Source organism: Alphaproteobacteria bacterium (assembly GCA_039980135.1).
Lineage (GTDB): Bacteria > Pseudomonadota > Alphaproteobacteria > UBA6615 > UBA6615 > UBA8079.
Window position 1 is genome coordinate 139,739 of the sequence record JBDXCV010000011.1, and the last position, 21,657, is coordinate 161,395.

At 59.8% G+C, this 21,657-nt stretch carries 18 protein-coding genes and 1 pseudogene; 12 read left to right on the forward strand and 7 right to left on the reverse strand.

The annotated features are described in order from the left end of the window. The first annotated feature begins 80 nt into the window (after window positions 1-80). Both ABJ363_15295 and ABJ363_15300 read left to right on the forward strand, forming a co-directional pair. A pseudogene (locus ABJ363_15295) lies at window positions 81-839 on the forward strand (DUF4238 domain-containing protein). A 337-nt stretch (window positions 840-1,176) separates the two neighbouring features. Further along, window positions 1,177-2,346 carry an LLM class flavin-dependent oxidoreductase gene (locus ABJ363_15300; GenBank protein ID MEP4380359.1) on the forward strand — a complete coding sequence of 390 codons (1,170 nt, stop codon included), beginning with the start codon at window positions 1,177-1,179 and terminating at the stop codon, window positions 2,344-2,346. A 29-nt stretch (window positions 2,347-2,375) separates the two neighbouring features. On the opposite strand, the gene ABJ363_15305 is transcribed toward ABJ363_15300, so the two are convergent. From ABJ363_15305 to ABJ363_15315, 3 genes are all read right to left on the reverse strand, one after another. Then, entirely contained in the window at window positions 2,376-2,975 is a 600-nt protein-coding gene (locus ABJ363_15305; GenBank protein MEP4380360.1) for a nucleoside deaminase, read from the reverse strand. A gap of 6 nt (window positions 2,976-2,981) precedes the next feature. Beyond that, entirely contained in the window at window positions 2,982-3,434 is a 453-nt protein-coding gene (locus ABJ363_15310) for a nuclear transport factor 2 family protein (GenBank protein ID MEP4380361.1), read from the reverse strand. 144 nt (window positions 3,435-3,578) lie between these two features. Further along, window positions 3,579-4,370, reverse strand: a complete 792-nt coding sequence (locus tag ABJ363_15315; protein ID MEP4380362.1) for an SDR family oxidoreductase — start codon at window positions 4,368-4,370, stop codon at window positions 3,579-3,581. Window positions 4,371-4,534: 164 nt separating this feature from the next. On the opposite strand from ABJ363_15315, the gene ABJ363_15320 reads away from it, so the two are divergent. The 6 genes from ABJ363_15320 (at window position 4,535) to ABJ363_15345 (ending at window position 13,383) form a co-directional block, all read left to right on the forward strand. Beyond that, on the forward strand, window positions 4,535-5,338 hold the full coding sequence (locus ABJ363_15320) for a TIM barrel protein (protein MEP4380363.1): 804 nt from the start codon (window positions 4,535-4,537) through the stop codon (window positions 5,336-5,338). A gap of 22 nt (window positions 5,339-5,360) precedes the next feature. Next, on the forward strand, window positions 5,361-5,927 hold the full coding sequence (locus ABJ363_15325) for a hypothetical protein (GenBank protein MEP4380364.1): 567 nt from the start codon (window positions 5,361-5,363) through the stop codon (window positions 5,925-5,927). Window positions 5,928-6,098: 171 nt separating this feature from the next. Continuing rightward, window positions 6,099-7,904: a CocE/NonD family hydrolase gene (locus tag ABJ363_15330; GenBank protein MEP4380365.1), complete on the forward strand. Its 1,806-nt coding sequence runs from the start codon at window positions 6,099-6,101 to the stop codon at window positions 7,902-7,904. Window positions 7,905-8,024: 120 nt separating this feature from the next. Next, the gene (locus tag ABJ363_15335; GenBank protein ID MEP4380366.1) at window positions 8,025-9,794 is read left to right on the forward strand and encodes a CocE/NonD family hydrolase; all 1,770 of its coding nucleotides are present in this window, start codon (window positions 8,025-8,027) and stop codon (window positions 9,792-9,794) included. Between the two features lie 14 nt (window positions 9,795-9,808). After that, the gene (locus tag ABJ363_15340; GenBank protein MEP4380367.1) at window positions 9,809-11,590 is read left to right on the forward strand and encodes a CocE/NonD family hydrolase; all 1,782 of its coding nucleotides are present in this window, start codon (window positions 9,809-9,811) and stop codon (window positions 11,588-11,590) included. Between the two features lie 23 nt (window positions 11,591-11,613). After that, window positions 11,614-13,383, forward strand: a complete 1,770-nt coding sequence (locus ABJ363_15345; GenBank protein ID MEP4380368.1) for a CocE/NonD family hydrolase — start codon at window positions 11,614-11,616, stop codon at window positions 13,381-13,383. A gap of 32 nt (window positions 13,384-13,415) precedes the next feature. Here ABJ363_15345 and ABJ363_15350 read toward each other — a convergent pair whose 3' ends face one another. From ABJ363_15350 to ABJ363_15360, 3 genes are all read right to left on the reverse strand, one after another. Further along, window positions 13,416-14,321, reverse strand: coding sequence for a hypothetical protein (locus ABJ363_15350; protein MEP4380369.1), 906 nt, complete (start codon window positions 14,319-14,321; stop codon window positions 13,416-13,418). 93 nt (window positions 14,322-14,414) lie between these two features. After that, window positions 14,415-15,731 (reverse strand): homogentisate 1,2-dioxygenase, encoded by a 1,317-nt coding sequence (hmgA, locus tag ABJ363_15355; protein ID MEP4380370.1) that lies wholly within the window; start codon window positions 15,729-15,731, stop codon window positions 14,415-14,417. Window positions 15,732-15,787: 56 nt separating this feature from the next. After that, window positions 15,788-16,540, reverse strand: a complete 753-nt coding sequence (locus ABJ363_15360; GenBank protein MEP4380371.1) for a glucose 1-dehydrogenase — start codon at window positions 16,538-16,540, stop codon at window positions 15,788-15,790. A gap of 399 nt (window positions 16,541-16,939) precedes the next feature. Between ABJ363_15360 and ABJ363_15365 the strand changes: the two genes are divergently transcribed. Further along, window positions 16,940-18,214: a nucleoside transporter C-terminal domain-containing protein gene (locus tag ABJ363_15365; protein ID MEP4380372.1), complete on the forward strand. Its 1,275-nt coding sequence runs from the start codon at window positions 16,940-16,942 to the stop codon at window positions 18,212-18,214. A 204-nt stretch (window positions 18,215-18,418) separates the two neighbouring features. Further along, a complete protein-coding gene (locus ABJ363_15370; GenBank protein MEP4380373.1) occupies window positions 18,419-18,808 on the forward strand; it encodes a hypothetical protein in 390 nt (129 codons plus the stop codon). Window positions 18,809-18,817: 9 nt separating this feature from the next. On the opposite strand, the gene ABJ363_15375 is transcribed toward ABJ363_15370, so the two are convergent. Further along, window positions 18,818-19,471, reverse strand: coding sequence for a TetR/AcrR family transcriptional regulator (locus ABJ363_15375; protein MEP4380374.1), 654 nt, complete (start codon window positions 19,469-19,471; stop codon window positions 18,818-18,820). A gap of 196 nt (window positions 19,472-19,667) precedes the next feature. On the opposite strand from ABJ363_15375, the gene ABJ363_15380 reads away from it, so the two are divergent. Then, complete coding sequence (locus ABJ363_15380) at window positions 19,668-20,462, forward strand: enoyl-CoA hydratase/isomerase family protein (protein ID MEP4380375.1); 795 nt, start codon at window positions 19,668-19,670, stop codon at window positions 20,460-20,462. A gap of 8 nt (window positions 20,463-20,470) precedes the next feature. Next, the gene (locus ABJ363_15385; protein ID MEP4380376.1) at window positions 20,471-21,643 is read left to right on the forward strand and encodes an acyl-CoA dehydrogenase family protein; all 1,173 of its coding nucleotides are present in this window, start codon (window positions 20,471-20,473) and stop codon (window positions 21,641-21,643) included. Window positions 21,644-21,657 lie beyond the last annotated feature (14 nt).

Genomic DNA, 21,657 nt, shown 5'->3' on the forward strand with positions numbered 1-21,657 from the left:
GGATGGATTGTGTTTTCCGCAACCTGTCACCCAACCTGTAGGGGTGTGCAAGGTATACATATCCCGATGACGTTGAGGACAAAGCGTCAAATATTTATCCAAAGCTTCTTGCTGGTGAGCAAATCGCGGGTCAGCAGAGAGCTGATTTTTCTGTGTTTCTGGCGAGTCTGTATACCCGCAGCCCTGCATACATACGAGCGATGGCAGAGCTCTATGGATTCCAAGTGCAGCATGCTGCAAAAGTGGTTTTTGGCGAGCGGCGGTCTTTTGAAACTGAAATGGATAAGCTTGATGAAGAGCGTGGTACGGAGACTGATGGTCTTAGACGCGACGAGCTATTTTCTATCGTAAAGGATTTGTCGAGCTTTGAACTTTCTGTTGACCGTAAGGTTGGGCTTAGAGGGATGGCAGTCACCGACACCCTCACTCAGATATTTATGGACATGAACTGGAGTATCGGAACGTGTTCCGATCAACATTTAGTTACGAGCGACAATCCCATCGTTCGGCTAACTCCACCAAACGAATATCACCCGATCTACGGTGACGGCGCATTCGCGAACAAGCGCACCTATGTGACCGTACCTCTATCTGCCTCGGTAATTCTGGAAATGAGATGGTCCAGTCCGGTGGGCAAAGGCATGCTTCATGTCCCGAAACAGCGCGGACGGCTTTACAACAGACAACGAGCTGTATTTTCTGAGCGATATCTTTACGCGTCCCGCAACGACATTGGTATTAGGACACTTGGACAAAAGCATCGAAAGCCGGGCCTAAATATAAGTGTTTCGGGATTGGGGAATAGCATGGAGATGAAGATAAAGAGACGCTTGGACTAGACCGCGAGCCTTGGACTCTGTCTGTCAGACAATCCCCCGAAAAGGCACTTGTTTGCCCATGTTTTAGTCTGACGTGACGTTGATTTCATTGGATAGTCCATATTCTCTTAATCAGCGGGTCGTAGGTTCGAGCCCTACATCGCCCACCAATTATTTTAAAGGCTTAGCTGGCGACGGCTGAGCCTTTACCGTTTCCGGCATTCGATGGAGGGGCGTGCCACGGTCTTGCCCGGATCAGCGGGCGGTTCATGGACATGCCCCGGGCGAAACCATAGAATTTGTTCAATACAAAGAATGCGCCGCCACGACAATGCATGGGCCGCACCCGGGGGAGTTCATGACAACCAGAGACCGTCTGCAGATGGGCGCATTTTTGCCGCCGCATCACCCAAACGACGAAGACCCGACCCTGGCGATGGAGCGCGATTTGGCCCTCGTCGAACATCTGGAGCAGCTCGGCTACCACGAAGCGTGGATCGGTGAGCATCATTCGGGCGGGTTCGAGATCATTTCCTCGCCGGAACTCTTCATCGCAGCGGCCGCTGAACGGACACAGCGGATCATGCTCGGCAGCGGGGTGGTCTCGCTGCCCTATCACAACCCGCTGATGGTGGCAGAACGCTTCCTGCAGCTCGATCACCAGACCCGGGGACGCGCCATGCTGGGCGTCGGGCCGGGCCAGCTGCAGACGGATGCGCGGATGCTCGGGATCGATGCCGCGACGCAGCGCGACCGGATGGCGGAATCCCTGGAAATCATCCTGCGCCTGTTCAACGGCGAGACGGTCACCCATGAATCCGACTGGATTACCTTGCGGGGTGCGCACACCAACCTGAAGCCCTATACCCGCCCCCGGCCGCCTGTCGCCATTGCCAGTGCGGTGACTCCTTCAGGTGCCAAACTTGCCGGCCGGCACGGGCTCGGCATGCTGTGCCTGGCGGCCAGCGTATTTGCCGCTTACGACGTGCTGGATGTGAACTGGGGTATCGCCTGCGACGCGGCCGCGGAAAACGGTCTCTCCATGGATCCGGCTGATCTGCGCCTTGTGGTGCCCATGCATCTGGCGGAGACGCGCGAGAAGGCCTGGTCCAACATTCAGTTCGGTTTCGAACCCTGGGAGGATTACAGCTTCTCGGTGAACCCGAAAACCGGATTGCTCGGTCTCGGCGGCATCGAGGAAGCGGTGAAGACGGGTCTTGCCGTCGTCGGCACACCGGATGATGCGGTCGCCTGCCTGGAGAAATACTGGGCCAAGACCGGCGGCTTCGGTTGTTTCCTGCATCTGGCCACGAACTGGGCCGATTTCGAGGAAACGAAGCGTTCGTATGAACTGTTTGCGCGCTATGTGATGCCGAAATTCGCGGGTCGCAATACCCAGCGTGAAGCCTCGCTACAGTGGATGAAGGACAACCGCGAGGAATTCAGCCAGTCCTATCGGGACGCCTCGCAAGCGGCCATCGACCGGCACTTCGATGGAAGTGCGCCGTCTCCGACGAAGGACGGCTGACCTGAGCGTGACCGCCGCGGTGGGCGCAATCAGCTCAGCGGGATATCGTTGTCGGACTTCGTGGCCTGATAGGTCGCGGACATCTCGTCATAGGCCGCGCGAATTGCCGCGATCTGTGCCGCGCGTGCGCCGACGCTGTCGCCGCCGATTTCGTCTGACAGGGCACTCAGGCTCTGACACGTCCAGAATGCGTTTTTGCGGGCGTAGTTGCCGTCGTCGATCCTGAACACTTCCTGCAGGATCTTCAGATCGTGGGGTATGTTGAAGGCGTCGCGCGTGTCTTCGTAGCTGAAGAAGTAATAGAAATTGTCGAACCCGGCCCAGGTGATGGCTGACAGGCACAGCGAGCAGGGTTCATGCGTGGAAATGAATACGCAGTCGCTGGTGTTGGGGCGCTCACCGGCCGGCATCTCGTAGAACGCGTTGAGGGTCGAGATCTCGCCGTGGTTCAGCGGGTTCTCGGTCTCGGCGTTGGTGGCCGCGATGACCAGCGACAGGTCCGACTTGCGCAGGATGGCGGCGCCGAAAAGCTTATTCCCGGTCGCCACGCCGGCGCGGGTGAGGGGCACGATGTCTTCCTCGATTACGTTGAGCAGACGCGCGCAAAATTTCGGTGAAGCCTGGGTCATGGCCGTCTACTCCGTGCGCGCGAAGTTGGAATGGGCCGAAACCTTCCACGCGTCGCCGATCTTGCGAAATACCGTCAGCCGCGGCGCGCGGCGGGTAATCGGTTTGCCGTCGATGGTCTCGTCGATCTGCAGGATGTAGCGCACCACCATGACATCGCCACCGGTCGTCGTGACAAGATCGTTCAGAGCGAAATTCGGCCGCGCCCGCACCGTGCCGGCACCCCGATTGATATAGCCATCCCGGTCATAGCCCACACCATTCGATCGCATGATCTGGTATTCCGGCGCGAGCATGGGGGCGACGGCATCGGGGCCGGCGATAACGCCTTCGATAAACGCGACAAGAAGCGCGCGTGCCTCGTCAGTCGCCTCGTCGGTAGCACCTGGGGTGGGTGCCGCCAAAACAAGGCTTGCCGCAAAAGCCGTCGCGATAAAGAGGCGGGATAGGGTTCTGCGCATGGGTAACGCCTCGAGTGAGAGCTGTCCGTGAGCACCCGCCTCAGTCGGCGTATGCAAACGTTACAACTCTTACCAAGATCGTTTCGCGCCGTCGCGGTACGGGCGTAGTCATTTCGTCTGACGGCTGAGAACCGAGGCGAGCGCCTAGAACAATCCCTTGGTCATGCCGCCGTCGACCGCCAGCACCGTGCCGTTGACGTTGCCGGATGCGTCAGATGCGAGGAACGTCACCACGCGTGCGACCTCGTCCAGTTCGCCCAGGCGCCCGATAGGGATCTGCTGGCGGAACCCGTTCTCGAGTTCTTCCGGTGTCGTGTTGTTGGCTTTGGCCATGTCGGCAAACAGGTTCAGGATGCGCTGGCTGCGGGTCGGGCCGGGATCGACGGCGTTCACGAAGATGCCATCGCCGCCGTAGATCTGCGAGAGCCCCTTGTTGACGGCCATGAACGCTGCGTTGACGGCGGAGGCCGGCAGGGCCTGCTTTGCGGGCTCTCGTCCAAACATGCCGATCATGTTGACGATGCGGCCATATTTGCGGGCCTGCATGTGGGGGACGAGCGCGCGGGTCAGCTTCACCGCACCCAGGAACTTGAGCTCGAACGCATCGCGCCAGACCTGGTCCTCGATGTCGTGGAACACCCCGCCGCGTGCTGCACCGGCGGCGTTAACGAGGATATCGATATTGTCGAACTGACCGAGGGCGGCTTCGACGATTTTTTCGCCCGCGCCTTCATCGGTGATGTCGATCGCCAGCAACCCGACCTCGACCCCATGCGCCTTCGTGATTTCGTCGGCCGTGCTTTTCAGGTCGTCCGCGTTGCGTGCGGTCAGGAAGACGTTGGCGCCTTCGGCGGCCAGCGCCATGGCCGACGCCGCGCCCAGACCTTTGTTGCCGCCCGAAACGATCGCGTTCTTGCCCTTGAGATTGAGATCCACCGTTACCCCCGTTCATCCGTATGTTGAAGATGGGTCATAGCATCACGCCGCGTCACGGGGGTAGTCGCACGGGAGAACAAGCCTTTTGATGTATTTGTCCGAGCTGCCGGGCTTTAATTGCGGCATGAGATCGGCATAGGATCATGGCATAGGATGCCAGGGTCATGATCCGCTTCGCCCCCAATTTTTATCATCTGTTCCTCGAGCTTCCGATCCGTGAACGGTTTGCCGCCGCGGCGAAGATCGGTTGCACCGCGATCGAATGGCATTTCCCCTACGAGTTGCCCAAGGATGAGCTGAAGGCGCTGCTCGATGATCACGGCCTGGAGTTCATGTATTGCGTGGTCCCGGCCGATTGGGATGCGGGCGTGCGCGGGTTGGGCGCCCAGCCCGGCAAGCAGGACGAGTTCCGGCGTGCTGCCGATCAGGCGCTGGAATATATCCAGCATTGCAATTTCTACTCGATCAATGTGGGTGCGGGGCCGGTGCCACCCGGAGAATCGCGCGAGCGTTGCGTCGAGACCTATATTGAGAACCTCGATTATTTCGCCGCTGCGTCCGGCGATCACCGCTGCCAGTTCCTGCTGGAGCCGGTCACCGCGCGGCGCATTCCCGATTGGGCCATGCAGACCATGGCCCAGGCGCGCGACATCGTGGCGGCGGTGGGCCGCGACAATGTGGGTCTCGTCTACGACACCTATCATATGCGCTATGAGGAAACCGGAACCCTGTCGGACATCATGGACGAGTACTGGCCGCTGATCGGTTACGTCCAGATCGGCAATCCGCCCGACCGGCATGAGCCGGGGGTGGGTGAACTTGACCTTCTCTGGCTTGTGCGACGCGCCATCGACAAGGGCTATCGGGGGGCCATCGGTATGGAACTCGATCCGTCGATGGACAGCTGGACCAGTCTTCTGTGGATGAACGCGCTGGGCTATACCGTCGACCCGGAAAACCGACTGTAGAATGTCCCTCGGAGTGAAAGACATGATCATCACCAAGCCTCTTCATGCCGTTGCCGTTGCAGTGTTCGCATTCGCTGTTCTGGTCGGGCCTGCGGGTGCCGCGGATCTGCCGAACCCCGGCGAGACAGTCATCCTGACCATCGGTGGCGCGGTGACCCGGTCCAACCGTGGCGCTCCGGATCACTTCGCCGCCTCGTTTCTCAAGACTCAGGAGTATGACTACACGAAGGCCGCGGCGTTCGACGTGCCCATGCTGGAACGTCTCGGCATGGTGAAGACGACGATCAAGGCGGCACCCTGGCCGCGCGCCATCACCCTGGAAGGGCCGCGCCTTGTCGATGTCCTGATGGCCGCGGGATGGAATGGAACGAAAATTACGATGGTCGCCCTGGACGGCTTTGCGGTCGAGATTTCGGCCGCCGACATTGCGGCCCGGGAGTGGATCGTGGGAATCAAAGCCGATGGGGCGTATCTTCCCATCGGCGGACGCGGACCCGTCTGGATTGTCTATCAGGTGCCCGGCGGACAGGGGACGGAAGAGGACGAGGCCCGCTGGCCGTGGGCGGTGTTCTACATTTCCGCGGAGTAATTGCCCTGCGTCACACGCATCGGGGATATCCGAATGTAACGCACCTCTTTAACTAAAAGAGCAAATTCCACTATTCTATAATCAATAATATCCGATCCCGGAGGCGCATTGCCCCGGTAACGAAACCGCCCGTTCAGCGGGTGCATAATCTTGTTTCCTGGGAGAGCTTCGATGGCGAAAAAGAAAACACCGTATCAGGACGAACAATCGTGGACCGACGTGCGTGATGGCATGCGGATCGATTGGGACGTGCCGATCGAAATGGACGATGGTCTCGTGCTGCGTTGCGATGTGTTCCGGCCGATCAAAAACGGCAAGTACGGTGTCATCATGACCTACGGTCCGTACGGCAAGTTTCTTCACTTTGACGATGCCTATCATGACCAGTATGAGCGGATGGTCGAGGACTTCCCCGATATCGCATCCGGCACCAGCGAGAAATACCAGAACTGGGAGGTCGTCGATCCCGAGCGCTGGGTCCCCGATGACTATGTGGTTATCCGTGTGGACGGGCGCGGCACGGGGCGTTCGCCCGGTGTCATCGACATCTGGTCCCTGCGCGAGGCGCAGGATCTGGCGATCTGTATCGATTGGGCCGGTGTCCAGTCATGGTCGAACGGCAAGGTCGGCCTGAACGGCATCTCCTACTACGCCGAAAATCAGTGGCAGGCCGCCGCGCTGCAGCCCAAGCATCTCGCGGCGATCTGTCCGTGGGAGGGTGCGGCCGATTTCTACCGCGACATGGCCCATCACGGCGGCATCATGTGTAACGGCTTCGTCAAGGACTGGTCGGAAGCGCAGGTCTATACGGTGCAGCACGGCAAGGGCAGCAACGGCAAGCGCTCGCGCATGAACGCCGAATGGGTCTCCGGTCCAATTACACTGACCGAGGAAGAGCTCGGCGCCAACCGGAACAATTTCTACGAGGATTGTCTCGCCCGGAAGCTCGACACCGACGAATACTGGCAGTCGCGCATGCCCGACTGGTCCAAGGTCAAGGTGCCGATGCTCTCGACCGCCAACTGGGGCGGGCAGGGCCTGCATCCGCGCGGCAACTTCGAGGGTTTCGTTCAGTCGGCCTCCAAAGAGAAGTATCTCGAAGTGCACGGGATCGAGCACTGGACGCATTTCTATACGAATTACGGCATGGATCTGCAGAAGCGTTTCTTCGGCTACTACCTGAAGGGCGAGAAGAACGGCTGGAACAAGCAGCCGAAGGTCCAGCTCCAGGTGCGCCACCCGGGCGAGGTGTTCGTCGAACGTCATGAGAATGAGTGGCCCCTGAAGCGGACCAACTGGACCAAATTCTATCTGAATCCCTCTGATATGAGCCTCTCGGGGACACCCCAGAAGAGCAAGGGTGACGTCACCTATGGTGGCTTCTCCGACGGTGTGACCTTCATGACCCCGCCGCTGGAAGAGGATATGGAGATTACGGGGCCGATCGCCTCGAAGCTCTTCGTGTCTTCGTCCACCAGCGATGCCGATATGTTCCTGGTGGTCCGGATCTTCGGGCCGGACATGAAGGAAGTCACCTTCCAGGGCGCGCTCGATCCGCACACGCCGATCGCCCAGGGCTGGCTGCGCGCATCCCATCGCAAGCTCGACAAGAAGAAGAGCCTGCCGTACCGCCCGTACCACACCCATGACGAAGAACAGCCCCTCGATCCGGGCAAGGCCTACGAGCTCGATGTCGAGGTCTGGCCGACCTGCATCCACGTGCCGAAGGGCTACCGGGTCGCACTGTCCGTGCGCGGACGGGACTATGTTTATCCGGGCGATTCCAACGTGCAACTTGGCGAATATGCCAACTGGAATGGCTGCGCGATCTTCCGCCATGACGATCCGCGCGATCGACCGGCGGAGATTTTCGGCGGCGATGTGACGTTGCACACAGGGCCGAAGGAACAGGCCCATGTGCTGTTGCCGATCATCCCGGCGAAGAAGCCGGCGCGGAAGGCCGCAGCCAAGAAGTAGCAGAATATTTTGGGCGGCCAGGAGATACGGGCCGCCCAAAACGATTCGGCCTGAACGTTTTCAGGGCCGTACCAGGAATGCAAAAAAAGCCCGAAAGGGCCTGTTTCGGGAGGAGTGATCATGGACGACATCAAATATACCGACGACCCACTGTTCAAAAGCGAGGTCCGTGAGGGTATGCGCGTCGATTGGGATGTGCCCATCGAGATGGATGACGGCCTCATTCTGCGCGCCAATGTCTATCGCCCGGACGATGACGGCCAATATCCGGTGATCATGTCCTACGGCCCCTACGGCAAAGACCTCCATTTCGAGGAACTCTACAAGACCTGCTGGGATCTGATGTGCGAAAATCATCCGGATGTCCCGCGTGGGTCCTCGAACATCCATCAGGCCTGGGAAGTGGCTGACCCCGAAAAATGGGTGCCGCGCGGATATGCGCTGGTGCGGGTCGATTCTCGCGGCGCCGGCCGCTCGCCGGGTTATCTCGAAAACTTCAATTCGCGCGAGACAAAGGATTTCTACGACTGCATTGAATGGGGTGGTGTGCAGCCCTGGTCGAACGGCAAGGTCGGTCTCAGCGGCATTTCCTATTATGGGATTAACCAGTGGCAGGTGGCCGCCCTGCAGCCGCCGCACCTGGCCGCGATCTGCCCGTGGGAAGGCTCGACGGATTATTACCGTGAGGGAAGCTACCACGGGGGCATCTACTCGACGTTCGCCAAGAACTGGTACGACATGCAGATCATGAAACTGCAACACGGCTACGGCGATCGCGGTTTCCGCTCGCGTGCCAATGGCGAATGGGCAGCCGGTCCGGAGACCTTGTCCGATAACGAGTTGGGCGCCAACCGGTTCGATTTGCATCAATCCTTGCGCACCCATCCGCTCGATGACGAGTTCTTTGCCGATCGTGCGGTGGACCTCTCCAGGATCGAAGTGCCGATCCTCAGTTGTGGCAACTGGGGCGGTGCGCCGCTGCATCCGCGTGGCAATTTCAACGCGTTCATGCAGGCATCTTCGAAGGAAAAATATCTCGAAGTCCACGGCCTGGAACATTGGTCGCTCTACTACACCGACTATGGCAACGACCTGATGTGGCGGTTCTTCGATTGTTATCTGAAGGGCGACGATTCCGGCTGGAAGGACCAGCCGCGCGTGTCGCTGAATGTGCGTCATCCGGGCGAGAAGTTCGTGCCGCGCGGCGAGGAGGACTGGCCGCTGCCGCGCGCCCAATGGACCAGGTTCCATTTCGAGCCGGTGGGACAAATACTTTCGGAAACGCCCACCAGCGAAGCAGCGACGATCACATATCAGGCGATGGGTGACGGCCTGACATTCCTGTCGAATCCCGCTGCGGAGGACACGGAAATCTGCGGCCCCATGGCCGTGAAGCTCAACGTGTCATCGGATACCAAGGATGCGGACATGTTCGTCATCCTGCGGGTGTTCCAGCCGGACATGAAGGAGGTTACGTTCCGCGGCGCGCTCGATCCCCACACACCGGTCGCATCAGGCTGGCTGCGGGCCTCGCACCGCAAGCTCGATCCCGCGCGCTCGAAGGAATGGGCGCCGTATCACACCCATGATGAGGTACAGGAATTGACGCCGGGCGAGATCTACGAGCTCGATATCGAGATTCACGGTTCGGGAATCGTTGTGCCGAAGGGTTATCGGTTCGCCCTGTCGATCCGCGGCTGTGACTATGTCTATCCCGGTGAGCCCGATTCCGGCCTTTCGAACATGAAGAACGCGTTTACGGGTGTCGGACCGTTCCTGCACGACGATGAGACGGACCGGCCGCCGGAGGTGTTCGACAACAATGTGACGGTGCATCTTGGCAACGATCATGCCGGCTATGTCTTGTTGCCGATCATCCCGGCCAAATAGGCGGGGCCCGGTACATGGCGGAGAAACCCTACGCGGATGATCCGCAGTTCCGCACCGAAGTTCGCGACGGCATGCGGATCGACTGGGATGTGCCGATCGAAATGGACGACGGCAATGTCCTGCGCGCGGATATCTTCCGTCCCGATACGCGACGGCGTTACCCCGTCATCATGAGCCATGGCCCCTATGCGAAGGGGTTGGCATTCCAGGAAGGTTACGAGACTGCCTGGAACATCATGATCGAGACCTTTCCCGAAGTGGCCCAGGGGACGACCAACAAATACGCCAACTGGGAAGTCGTGGACCCGGAAAAATGGGTGCCCGACGGGTATGTGGTCATCCGCGTGGATTCCCGGGGTTCGGGCCGTTCGCCCGGCATCGTGGATGTGCGTTCACCACGCGAGACGCGTGACTTTGCAACCTGTATCGACTGGGCCGGAGTGCAGCCTTGGTCGAACGGCAAGGTCGGGCTGAACGGCATCTCCTACTACGCGATCAACCAGTGGCATGTGGCGGCGCTGAAGCCCAAACATCTGACCGCGCTGTGTGTGTGGGAGGGTGCCGGCGACTATTACCGGGACTCCAATTATCACGGCGGTATCCTATCGACCTTCGTCACCAACTGGTACGACAAGCAGGTGGAATCCGTGCAATACGGATTGGGCAAGAACGGCCCGCGTTCCGCCGTGCATGGCGATCTCGTTTGCGGGCCGGAAACCTTCACCCGCGCCACGCTGAAGAAGAACCGCACAGATCTGCCGCACGAACTACGCACCCGCACGCTTGACGATGCATGGTACCGGGGCCGGTCGGCCGACTGGTCGAAGATCGACGTGCCGGTGCTGTCGGCCGGAAACTGGGGCGGGCAGGGGCTGCATCCGCGCGGCAACATCGACGGGTTCGTGCATGCGGCGTCCAGGCAGAAATGGCTGGAGATGCATGGCCGCGAGCACTGGACCGAGTTCTACACGGATTACGGTCTCGATCTGCAGAAGCGGTTCTTCGGACATTTCCTGAAGGGCAAGGATACCGGCTGGAAAAAACAGCCCAAAGTGCTGCTCAACATCCGTCACCCGGATGAAGCGTTTGTGCCCCGCGCCGAAGGCGAGTGGCCGATCAAGCGCACGAAATGGACCAAGGCCTATCTCGATCCCGTCACCGGCGCGCTCGGTGCGCGCAAACTCGAACGAAAGCGCAGCATCACCTATGCCGGCCTGGGTGACGGGGCGACATTCCTGATGCCGGCAACCGACAAGGCAACGGAGATTACGGGACCGCTGGCGGCCAAGCTGTTTGTGTCTTCGGAGACGAAGGATGCGGATCTGTTTTTGGTTGTGCGGCTGTTTGCGCCGGATCTCAAGGAAGTTACCTTCAAGGGGGCGCTCGACCCCCATACGCCGATTGCGCAAGGCTGGTTGCGGGCGTCGCATCGCAAGCTCGATGCGAGGAAGTCACGCAAGCACCAGCCCTATCACAGTCATGACGAGGAACAGCCGCTCAAGCCGGGTCAGGTCTATGAACTCGACGTTGAGGTTTGGCCGACCTCGATCGTGGTGCCGGCGGGCTATCGCCTGGGGCTTACCGTGCGCGGTCGTGACTATGTCTATCCCGGTGGATCGGGCGGGCGGTTGTCGAACATGAAGAACGAATTCACCGGTGTCGGACCTTTCGTCCATGACGGTCGTGACGCGCGGGTCTATGGCGGCAACGTCACGATCCATTGCGGGCCGAACCACCCGTCGCATCTGTTGTTACCGGTCATCCCGCCGAAGCGCGCGGGCAAGAAACGCAAATAGAGTAAATCAGGGGGGACGCAGACATGAACAGAATTCAGACACCCGGCGACAGCCAGATGACGTCGAAGGTCAATGACGGGATGCGCATCGATTGGGATGTGCCGCTCGAGATGGATGACGGGATCGTGCTGCGCGCCGACATCTACAGGCCCGACGATGATGGCCAATACCCGGTGATCATCAGCTACGGCCCCTATGCCAAGTGGCTCGCCTGGGAAGACGGCTATCCTCACCAGTGGAAGCAGATGGTCGAGGATTACCCCGACTGTCTGGCCGGATCGTCGAACCGTTATCAGAACTGGGAGCTGGTCGATCCCGAGAAATGGGTGCCGGACGGCTATATCTGCATGCGCGTCGACTCACGTGGTGCGGGCCGGTCCCAGGGGTTTCTCGATGTCTGGTCGGCGCGCGAGGCCCAGGATTTCCATGACTGCATCAATTGGGCGGGAACCCAGGCCTGGTCGAACGGCAAGGTCGGCACCTCGGGCATTTCCTACTACGGCATGAACCAGTGGCAGGTTGCATCGCTCCAGCCGAAACATCTGGCGGCGATGTGCGTCTGGGAAGGGGCCGCAGATTACTACCGGGACCTTGGCCATCACGGCGGCATCGCGTGCCGTTTTCCATCGATGTGGTACAACTCGGCCGTCGTTCCGCGCCAGCACGGCAAGGGTGCGCTTGGGCAGAAAAGCCGCCTCAACGGCGAATGGATATCCGGGCCGGAAACCCTTTCCGAAGAAGAACTGGCGGACAATCGCACGGATTTCGGGCGGGATATCCTCAACCATCCCCTGGTGGACGATTACTGGAAAGCCCGGATGCCGGACTATTCCAAGATCAACGTGCCGCTGCTGTCGTCGGGCAACTGGGGCGGTGTGGGTCTCCATCCGCGCGGCAACACGGAAGGGTATGTGAATTCGGCGAGCGATCAGAAATGGCTCGAGATTCATGGGCTGGAGCATTTCACCCACTATTACACCGACTACGGCATGGATTTGCAGCGCCGCTTCCTCGGCCATTTTCTGAAAGGCGAGGACACCGGTTGGGGCGAGCAGCCGAAGGTGCAGTTGCTGATACGTCACCCCGACGAGGTGTTCGTCGAACGGGCCGAGGATGAATGGCCGATCCCGCGTACCGAATGGACCGAGATGTATCTCGACCCTGCCGGCAAGACGCTTTCCGAGGCGCCCATGGCCGAGGCGCAGAGCTACATCTATGAGGCGATGGGTGACGGCGCGACGTTCCTGACATCGCCGATGGTGCAGGAGACCGAGATCACCGGCCCCGTCACGGCCAAGCTGTTCATTTCTTCGGAGACCGAGGATGCAGATCTGTTCCTCGTCCTTCGGGCCTTCAAACCGGACATGAAAGAAGTTGTCTACAAGGGCGCCAACGACCCCCACACACCCGTCGGGCTTGGCTGGTTGCGCGCGTCACATCGCAAGATCGATACCGACCAGACGCTGCCCTACCGGCCCTATCACACCCATGACGAGGTGCAGCCGCTGACGCCGGGCGAGATCTATGAGCTCGACATCGAGATCTGGCCGACGTCGATTGTCTTGCCGGAGGGCTACCGGCTGGGCCTGAGTGTCCGCGGGCGGGACTATGTCTATCCCGGCTGGACCCCGGGCGATCCGATGATCGCGGGCCGGGTCCAGTATGGTGTTGGGCCGTTCAAGCACGAGATGCCGTCCAACCGGCCGCTCGATGTCTTCGGCAAGAAGGTCACGCTGCACACAGGCCCGGACCATCCGTCCCACGTGCTGTTGCCGGTGATTCCGGAGAAGTAGTAGCGGGCTTGTGCGTTCGTTTTACGGAATTGCTATTTGGTGCGCATAAGGCATTCGAAAAGAATCGTTATGGCCGCGAGAATGGAAAGCGAGAACAACAAGGCCCAGGAGAATTCTGCGCCAGCAACCACCAGGGCTAGAGCGAGCAGGGCTGACGCCTGAATATTTATAAGCAGTTGGGTCCATGAACTGGCCGATGCCCAGATCGGCGTTCTGGAATATCGCTTCATCGTTTTTTGGTGCATGCGGAACCTGAACATGACGTGGGAAAAACAGAAAATCGTACCCGCGACTATCAGGAGGAAAACAACGGTCAGTGATGATGCCGAGAATTTGGTCATGTTCGCGACGGCGTCGAGATTCTGGGATCCGAGTGCACCTGTGGTGAGCGCGAAAATTGCCGTCACCCAGGCCGGTACTTGCCATATCAATCCGTCGAAGTGGCGATACTCCGAGCTGTAAACCGAATCGTTCTTAGAGGGCTTGGGATTGTTTGCGACGTAGTCCAGGAGTTCGCTGTCAGTGTTGATGCGCCGGCATTTTGCATCAAATTCTTGGGTTCCGTGCGTATGCCGATCGTCTTCCTGGCTTGATCCATGTTTGACTGTGTGGATAACGGACCCTGCAGACATATAGACGTTGTGAACGATACCAATTTGCGTCGTAAACAGTTCGCCGGGTCGAAATATCTCGATCGTAAACCTGCCGCCCTGCTCTTCGGCATACGCAATCCAGCCCGACTGAACGATGTAGGTTTCACGCACATTCAGGTGGAAATGGCTCTCTTGCCAGGCCCCGTGCAGTCCAGCCTCTGTGCGGATATAGGCTGTGCCATCAGATTTTTTCAGTCGAAATCGATGTTCCCCGTTGGGCATTTTTTCATGCCGCGTAAAGATTCCAAATTCGTTGTTCGCCTGTTCGGGATTGATTGGTTCCATTGCCTGTCCCGCGCTACTCGTAGTTGATTGTCCACACCAAGGTGGAGCTATTCTATGGCTTACAGGCGATCAGACAATTGGCTGTTTACTTGGCTAGGGCCGTGTCGGGTCGAACCTGTCCTCTAACCCGGCCCAGCAATCCTGGTAGTCGCCCTGTAGCAACGGCGTGCTGCGCGCGAAGTCCGTCGGGCGGAGCACGTAGCGGGTCTCGAGCATGAAGGCGAGGGTGCCGTCGATCTTCTCGGGTGCGAGTTCTGCCGTGCTGGCGGCCTCGAATGTCGTCGCGTCGGGGCCATGCCCGGCCATGCAGTTATGCAGGCTGGCGCCGCCGGGCAAGAACCCGTCGGCCTTGGCGTCGTAGGTGCCTTCAACGAGACCCATGAATTCGTTCATCACGTTGCGGTGGAACCAGGGCGGGCGGAATGTGTGTTCGGCGACCATCCAGCGTGGTGGGAAGATCACGAAATCCACATTCGCCGTACCCGGGTCGGGCGAGGGTGACGTCAGCACAGTGAAAATCGACGGATCGGGATGGTCGACGCTGACGGTACCGAACGTCATGAAATTCGCCAGGTCGTATTTGTACGGCACATGGGTGCCGTGCCAAGCGACCACGTCGAGGGGGGAACGGTCGATTGTGGTCGTCCAGAGACCACCGTCGAATTTGAACACGAGCTCGAAGGAACCCCGCCGATCCTCGAATGCGGCGTGCGGGGTCAGGAAGTCGCGCGGCCTGGCCAGGCCGTTGGTTCCGATCGGACCCAGCTCCGGCAGCCGAAGCGGCAGACCGTAATTCTCGCAGACATAGCCGCGTGATGCGCCCTGCGGGAGCTCGGCCCGGAACTTGATGCCGCGCGGGATGACCGCGATTTCGCCGGGCGCTGCGTCGAGCCTGCCGAGCTCCGTAAGGAGGGTCAGCTGACCCTGTTGCGGCACGAAGAGCATTTCTCCATCGGCGTTGTGGAAGAACCGGTCGGACATCGATTGGTTCGCCGCGTACAAGTGAATGCCGACCCCGGCCTGATGATGGACATCGCCGCACAGGGCGTAGCTTTGCATACCTTCAATCAGATCGGTCGGTACGTCCGGCAGCGGCAATGGGTCCCAGCGCATCTGGTTGGGTGAAGCGGGTGCGTCGCCGGCGTTCGGCGCGTGCCAGCTGTCCTGTTGGAGGCGCTTATAGGCCGGGGCCTTGGCGGTCGGCCGGATGCGGTAGCACCATGTCTGTCGGGATTCCGCGCGCGGCACCGTGAAGGCGGCGCCGCTGATCCCTTCGGCGTAGAGCCCATAGGGAACCTTCTGAGGCGAGTTTTGTCCCTTCGGAAGCGCGCCGGGCAATGCCTCGGTCGAAAAGTAATTGCCGAGGCCGCTTTGATAATCCGCCTGGTCCATGGTCGTTCCGCCGTCCATCGCGTTGTCCCTTCAGTTTTGTCGCAATAATAGTTGCAACTGAAACCAATGCAAGGTCAGACGGCTGTGTAACCACCGTCGATCAAGAGGTCCGACCCGGTCATGAAGGAGGATTCTTCGCTGGCGAGAAACACCGCGCCGGCGGCGATTTCTTCAGGTTTGCCGAGCCGGTCGAACATGGTGCTATTGGCGGCCTGGGCGGCGCTCCGGTCTTCGAAATTGGTCACGAAACGATCGGTCTCGACCGGCCCCGGGGAGAGACTGTTGACCCGGATATTCTGGTGCGCATGGTCGAGCGCCATGGCCTTGGCCATATTGATGAGCGCGCCTTTCTGGGCGCAATACCAGGGGCGACCGGGCTTTGCGGTCCGTCCGAGTTGAGAGGCGATCAGGATGATGCTGCCGCCACCATTCGCGTCGATCGCCGGGATGGCATGTTTGGAAAACAGGAAGGCGCTGTTGAGGTTGACGTCCATGGTTCGTCGCCAATCGTCATAGGGAATCTCGGTAAGGGGGGCGAGGGGGAGATCGTAGATCGCATTGCTGACGAGGACATGGAGGCCTCCGAAGCCTTCGACTGCGGCTGCGACGGCGGCTTCGGCGCTGGCTTCGACTGCGACATCGGCCGTCAGTGCGATACCTCTCCCGCCGCCGTCCACAATTTCATCGACGGCCGCATTGACTCGCTTCGCATCGATATCCACGCACACGACCGCCGCACCTTCTCTGGCGAACCGCGTGGACATGGCACGACCTATTCCGCCGCCAGCGCCGGTAACGATTGCAACCCTGTTGTCGAGTGCGCCCATGAATTTTGCTCCTTTGAAACGCGTAAAGGTTAGAGATAGATCACATTTCAGATGAATTCAGTTTGAATTTTAACCGATTGAAATTGCGGGTATTTTTGATTCGAACTAGGTTCGTTTCCAGACCAACGGACCAAGTGACAGGATACAAACGGACACAGAATTCCGGATCAACAATACGCCGGCTGGTGCCATGCCCCCGGACATATTTGGCATCGCAACCAATCTCCCCATGGCCTCAAGCAAGCGCCGCCGTCGTGACACCAAGTCAATCTCGGGCCGGATCAGGTAGATCCGGCCTTTTTCTATTCAGCCATATTCCTGTTCGGTCCGGTCCCGCGCGAATCGTGCCTTGGTATAGACCATCGGATTGGGGCAGAGATCGATGCGTCCGGGGAAAACATGATCGAGAATGTGCAGCCGATATTGGGCCTGATTGCGCTTGTCGGATTGGCTTGGCTGGTGAGTGAAAATCGCCGTGGCTGGTCATGGCGACTGGTCCTCGCGGGCGTGGCCGTTCAAGTGGCACTGGCGGCTATCGCGCTGTCGGTGCCGGTGGTTCGCGAGGCGGTTGGTGCCGTCAACGGATTGGTGCTGGCCCTCGACACGGCGTCGAAAGCCGGCACGAGCCTGGTGTTCGGTTTTCTTGGCGGCGGCCCATTGCCCTTCGCGGAGAGCCACCCGGGTGCGGCGTTCGTTCTTGCGTTTCAGGCGCTTCCGATTGTTCTTCTGCTGTCTGCCCTGTCGGCCGTCCTCTGGCATTGGCGGGTGATGCCGCTGATCATCCGTGGTCTGGCCGCCGGCCTGAAGGCGACCCTGCGGATCGACGGCCCGGTCGCACTGGGCGCCGCCGCCAATATATTTGTCGGCATGGTCGAGGCGGCCATTTTGATCCGGCCCCATCTGGTCCGCATGAATCGCAGCGATTTGTTCGTCACCATGACATGTGGCCTCACGACTATCGCCGGGACAGTCCTCGTGCTTTACGCCACATTCCTGAATGGCGTGATCGAGAATGCCGCGGGTCATTTGTTGGTCGCATCTCTGATAAGTGCGCCGGCGGCGATTGTCGTCGCGCGACTGATGGTGCCCGTGTCGCCGGATTCTGTTCCGGCGGTTGATGCGAATTCCACGGTCGCAGACACGAACGAAGCCGGTCGTGGCATGTATGACAGCACCTTGGACGCCATGGTTCAGGGCACCCAGGACGGTTTGCGTCTCTTGCTGAATATCATCGCGATGCTGATCGTATTTGTGGCGATGGTGGCGCTGGTTAACCAGATGCTTGGCCTGTTTCCCGACCTTTGGGGCGGGCCGGTCAGCCTGCAACGGCTGCTCGGCTGGGTGCTGGCGCCGGTTGCCTGGTTGATCGGGATACCCTGGGCGGAAGCGACGACCGCCGGGTCGTTGATCGGCACCAAGATTGTTTTGAACGAGTTGATTGCGTTTCTCGAGCTCGCGGCAACCGGTGACAGCCTGTCGGAGAGGACCCGAGTTATTCTGCTCTATGCGATGGCCAGCTTTGCCAATTTCGGCAGTGTAGGGATCATGTTGGCGGGAATGATCGCGATGGCGCCGGAGCGGAAGTCGGATCTTATTGGTCTGGGGCTTAAATCCCTCTTTGCGGGAAGCATCGCGACCTGTATGACCGGTGCCGTGGTCGCATTGGTGATCTGATCCCAGATTCGCGCCAAATGGGCTATACTCCGCGGTTATCAACAACCCCTATCAACAGGTGACGTCATCGACGACGCGCGTGCCTTCAACGAAGCGGAACGTACCCGCTTTCACAATTTACTGAATCTCGCAAAGGAAAGCCCTTACGAGGGTGAGCGCGAGGCTGCGCTTGCGGCGGCAAAACGCATGGCGAAAAGCCGTGGAATGTCGCTGGAGGAGGCCGCCGGCGGCGGGCCGGCGCCGAAACGCCCCGAGGAGCGGTTTCCGCAATTTTCGCGCAAGCAGGCGGAGCAGGCAGCCGGCATGGCCAAGGCCGCGCGCATGACTGACTCCTGGGTTGATGCCGACAAGGCCCGCCGGGATGCGGCCTTGGAGGAAGCGCGTGAGCGTGGCCTAGATGAAGATGAGCGCCGTAAGGCGGAAGCGGCGGCGAACCGGGTGCCCCGGCGCAACAATCGCAAGCGCGATCCCGAAAGCCATGCACGTGTGCTGCTCAACGAGACGTCTCTACCGCTTGAGGAGATCAGTGTTCTGGCCGGGCTAGATGTTTACGAGGTGGTGGCACTGAAATTGAAGATGCGCCGCGGGGAATAACGCGCTGGTTCAGGTTCCCGCTGCTCGCTGCAGGAGCGCGCCGCGGACAAATTTTATATATGTTGCAACCACATCTTCCGGCAGTTTCCCATCGGCCAGGCCGTAGCGCAGCGTGAGATAGCTACGGGCGGCCATGAGCAGGTAGACGACCGTCTCCAGATCCCCTTCGGCGTATGCGGGCAGATCACCGCGATCGAGTCCCTGTTTTAACGCTGCCACATATCTTGTCGTAAGCGCGTTGAAATGCTTCTGATGGGCTTTTGGCGCCATCGTTTCCGCCTCGTTCAGAATTCGGTAGAAGCCCGGATGGGCCGCGAGATACTCGAAGAATGCGCGAAACCCGCGCTCTTCCATTTCGAGCGTGTCACGGCTTCCGCGGACCCGATCTCCGACGAAAGCGATCAGGTCCTGGCCGAGCTCGGGAAGCAGCGTATCGAATAGCGCCTGCCGTGTTTCGAAGTAGTTGTAGAAGGTGCCCTGTGCGATGTTCGCCCGGGCTGTGATGCGCGCGACGGAGGCATCCGCATAGCCATGGTCGCCGACAACCTCCGCGGCCGCTTCGATCAAATCCTGACGCGTGGCGGCCGCTTTCTCGGCGCGTGTGGGGCGCCGCGACGCCGTCGGTTTGGTCTGCTCATCTTGTGCAACATGCGAAGTGGGCATCACGATTGGCTCAATTGAAAGAACAGGGTGCCATCATCACCATTCCCGGAGTCGCATGCAATAAATATGAATAATGAATCATCATTCATATTTATTGACTCACCCCGACGTTGCCGCCATGGTGAGATTTGAGAACAGTGAACTGCTGCCGTACCGGTCAGGCATTCGGTGCGATAGTTTCAGAGGGGGATTTCAGGTGAACTACGACGGCTATCAGGCAATCAAGGCGAAACGCGACGGGCAGGTGCTCACCCTGACGATGTCGCGCCCCGAAACGCTCAACGCCATCGACGCGGAACTGCACGAAGAGCTGTCGCGGATATTCTATGACGTCGCCGCAGATGACGAGGCCGACGTGGTTGTGCTGACCGGCGAGGGGGCCGCGTTTTGTGCCGGCGGCGACCTGCAATGGCTGAACGCCATGCATGGCGACCCAGCGGCGTTTGCCCGTACCGTTTGGGAAGGCAAGCGGCTGGTGAACAGCCTGCTCGACCTCGAGAAGCCGATTATTGCCCGCCTTCCCGGTCATGCGATCGGGCTGGGCTGCACAATCGCGCTTTACTGCGACATCATCTATGCAACGGAACGGGCCAAGCTCGGTGACCCTCATGTTGCTGTTGGCCTCGTTGCGGGGGACGGGGGTGCGGTCATCTGGCCTCAGCTGATCGGCTACGCCCGGGCCAAGGAATATCTGATGACCGGGGATCTGCTGACGGCCACGGACGCGGCCGCGATCGGACTGATCAACCATGTGGTTTCGGCCGACCAACTCGATGCCGCGGTCTACGGCATGGCCGACCGTCTCGCCGGGGGGGCCATCAACGCCATCAAGTGGACCAAGGCCTCGGTCAATGCCGGGCTCAAACAGGCGGCCAATGCCGTCCTCGACACGGCCTTCAATTTCGAGGCCATGTCCCAGATGACGGACGATCACCGGATTGCCACGGAAGCCTTCCTGAACAAGGAAGACCCGAAGTTCACGGGCAAATAGGCCGCGCCATGGAACATTTCCAGGAAGCCGAACATGTCACCATGCTGCGGGACACGTTGCGGCGGTTTGTCGAAAACGAAATGCCGCGGGCCAAGGCGCAGGAATGGGACCGGGAGAATCATTTTCCCCGCGAGATCTTCGAGAAGCTCTCCGCACTTGGGGTAAATGGTCTGACGGTGCCCGAGGAGTATGGTGGCGCCGGTCGGGACATTACCGCAACGATGGTTGTGATCGAGGAGCTGGCGCGTCGGTCGATGGCTGTCGCCGTACCCTTCATCATGTGCGCCTGCTACGGCGCGATGAACATGGAAGAGGTCGGCAGTGAAGAACAGAAGAAGGCGCTTTTACCGAAGCTCGCAAACGGCAAACTGCTGTTTGCCTACGGCATCTCCGAACCCGATGTCGGCGCCGACGTGGCGAGCGTCCGGACGACCGCCGTTCGCGACGGAAATGGCGCGACCGTCAGGATCAACGGTTCGAAGCGCTTCTGTTCCGGCGCCAATATCGCCGACTACATCTATGCTGTCGTGAAGAGCGATCCCGACGCCGAGCGTTATCAGAACCTGTCCATTGTCCTGATTCCGCCGGACGCGCCCGGTGTGACGATCGAATTGCAGAACGCGATGGGCATGAAGGGGGCATCCACCTGCGATGTGACGTTCGAGGATGTCGAAATTCCGGCTGAGAATATCGTTGGTGGTGAGGCCGGCTGGAACGATGGCTGGCGCCGTATCGTTGGGCCAGGCCTCGATGTCGAAAAGATAGAAGTCGCCGCACTGGCGCTGGGGAATGCCGCCGCGGCGGTCGATGATGCCTGGGAATATGCCCAGGAGCGCAAGCAGTTCGGCAAGCCGGTTTCCGCCTATCAGTCCGTTCGTCACATGCTGGTCGACTGCAAGACCAGGCTCCACGCCTGCCGGCTGATGACCTACCACGCAGCCTGGCTGCTCGATGAAAAGAAGCCGGCATCGGTCGAGACCTCGATGGCCAAGCTCTATGTCAGTGACGTCGCCAAGGAGATCGTGCTGACCTGCCAGCAGGTGATGGGCGCCTACGGCTACATCAAGGAATTCGATATGGAGCGTTACGTGCGCGAGGCGCTGCTTATGCCGATCATCGGCGGCTCCTCGGCGATCCAGAAGAACAATATTTCAAACCGGCTGCGGCTGGCACGCGAGTAGGCCGGGGAGTGCGC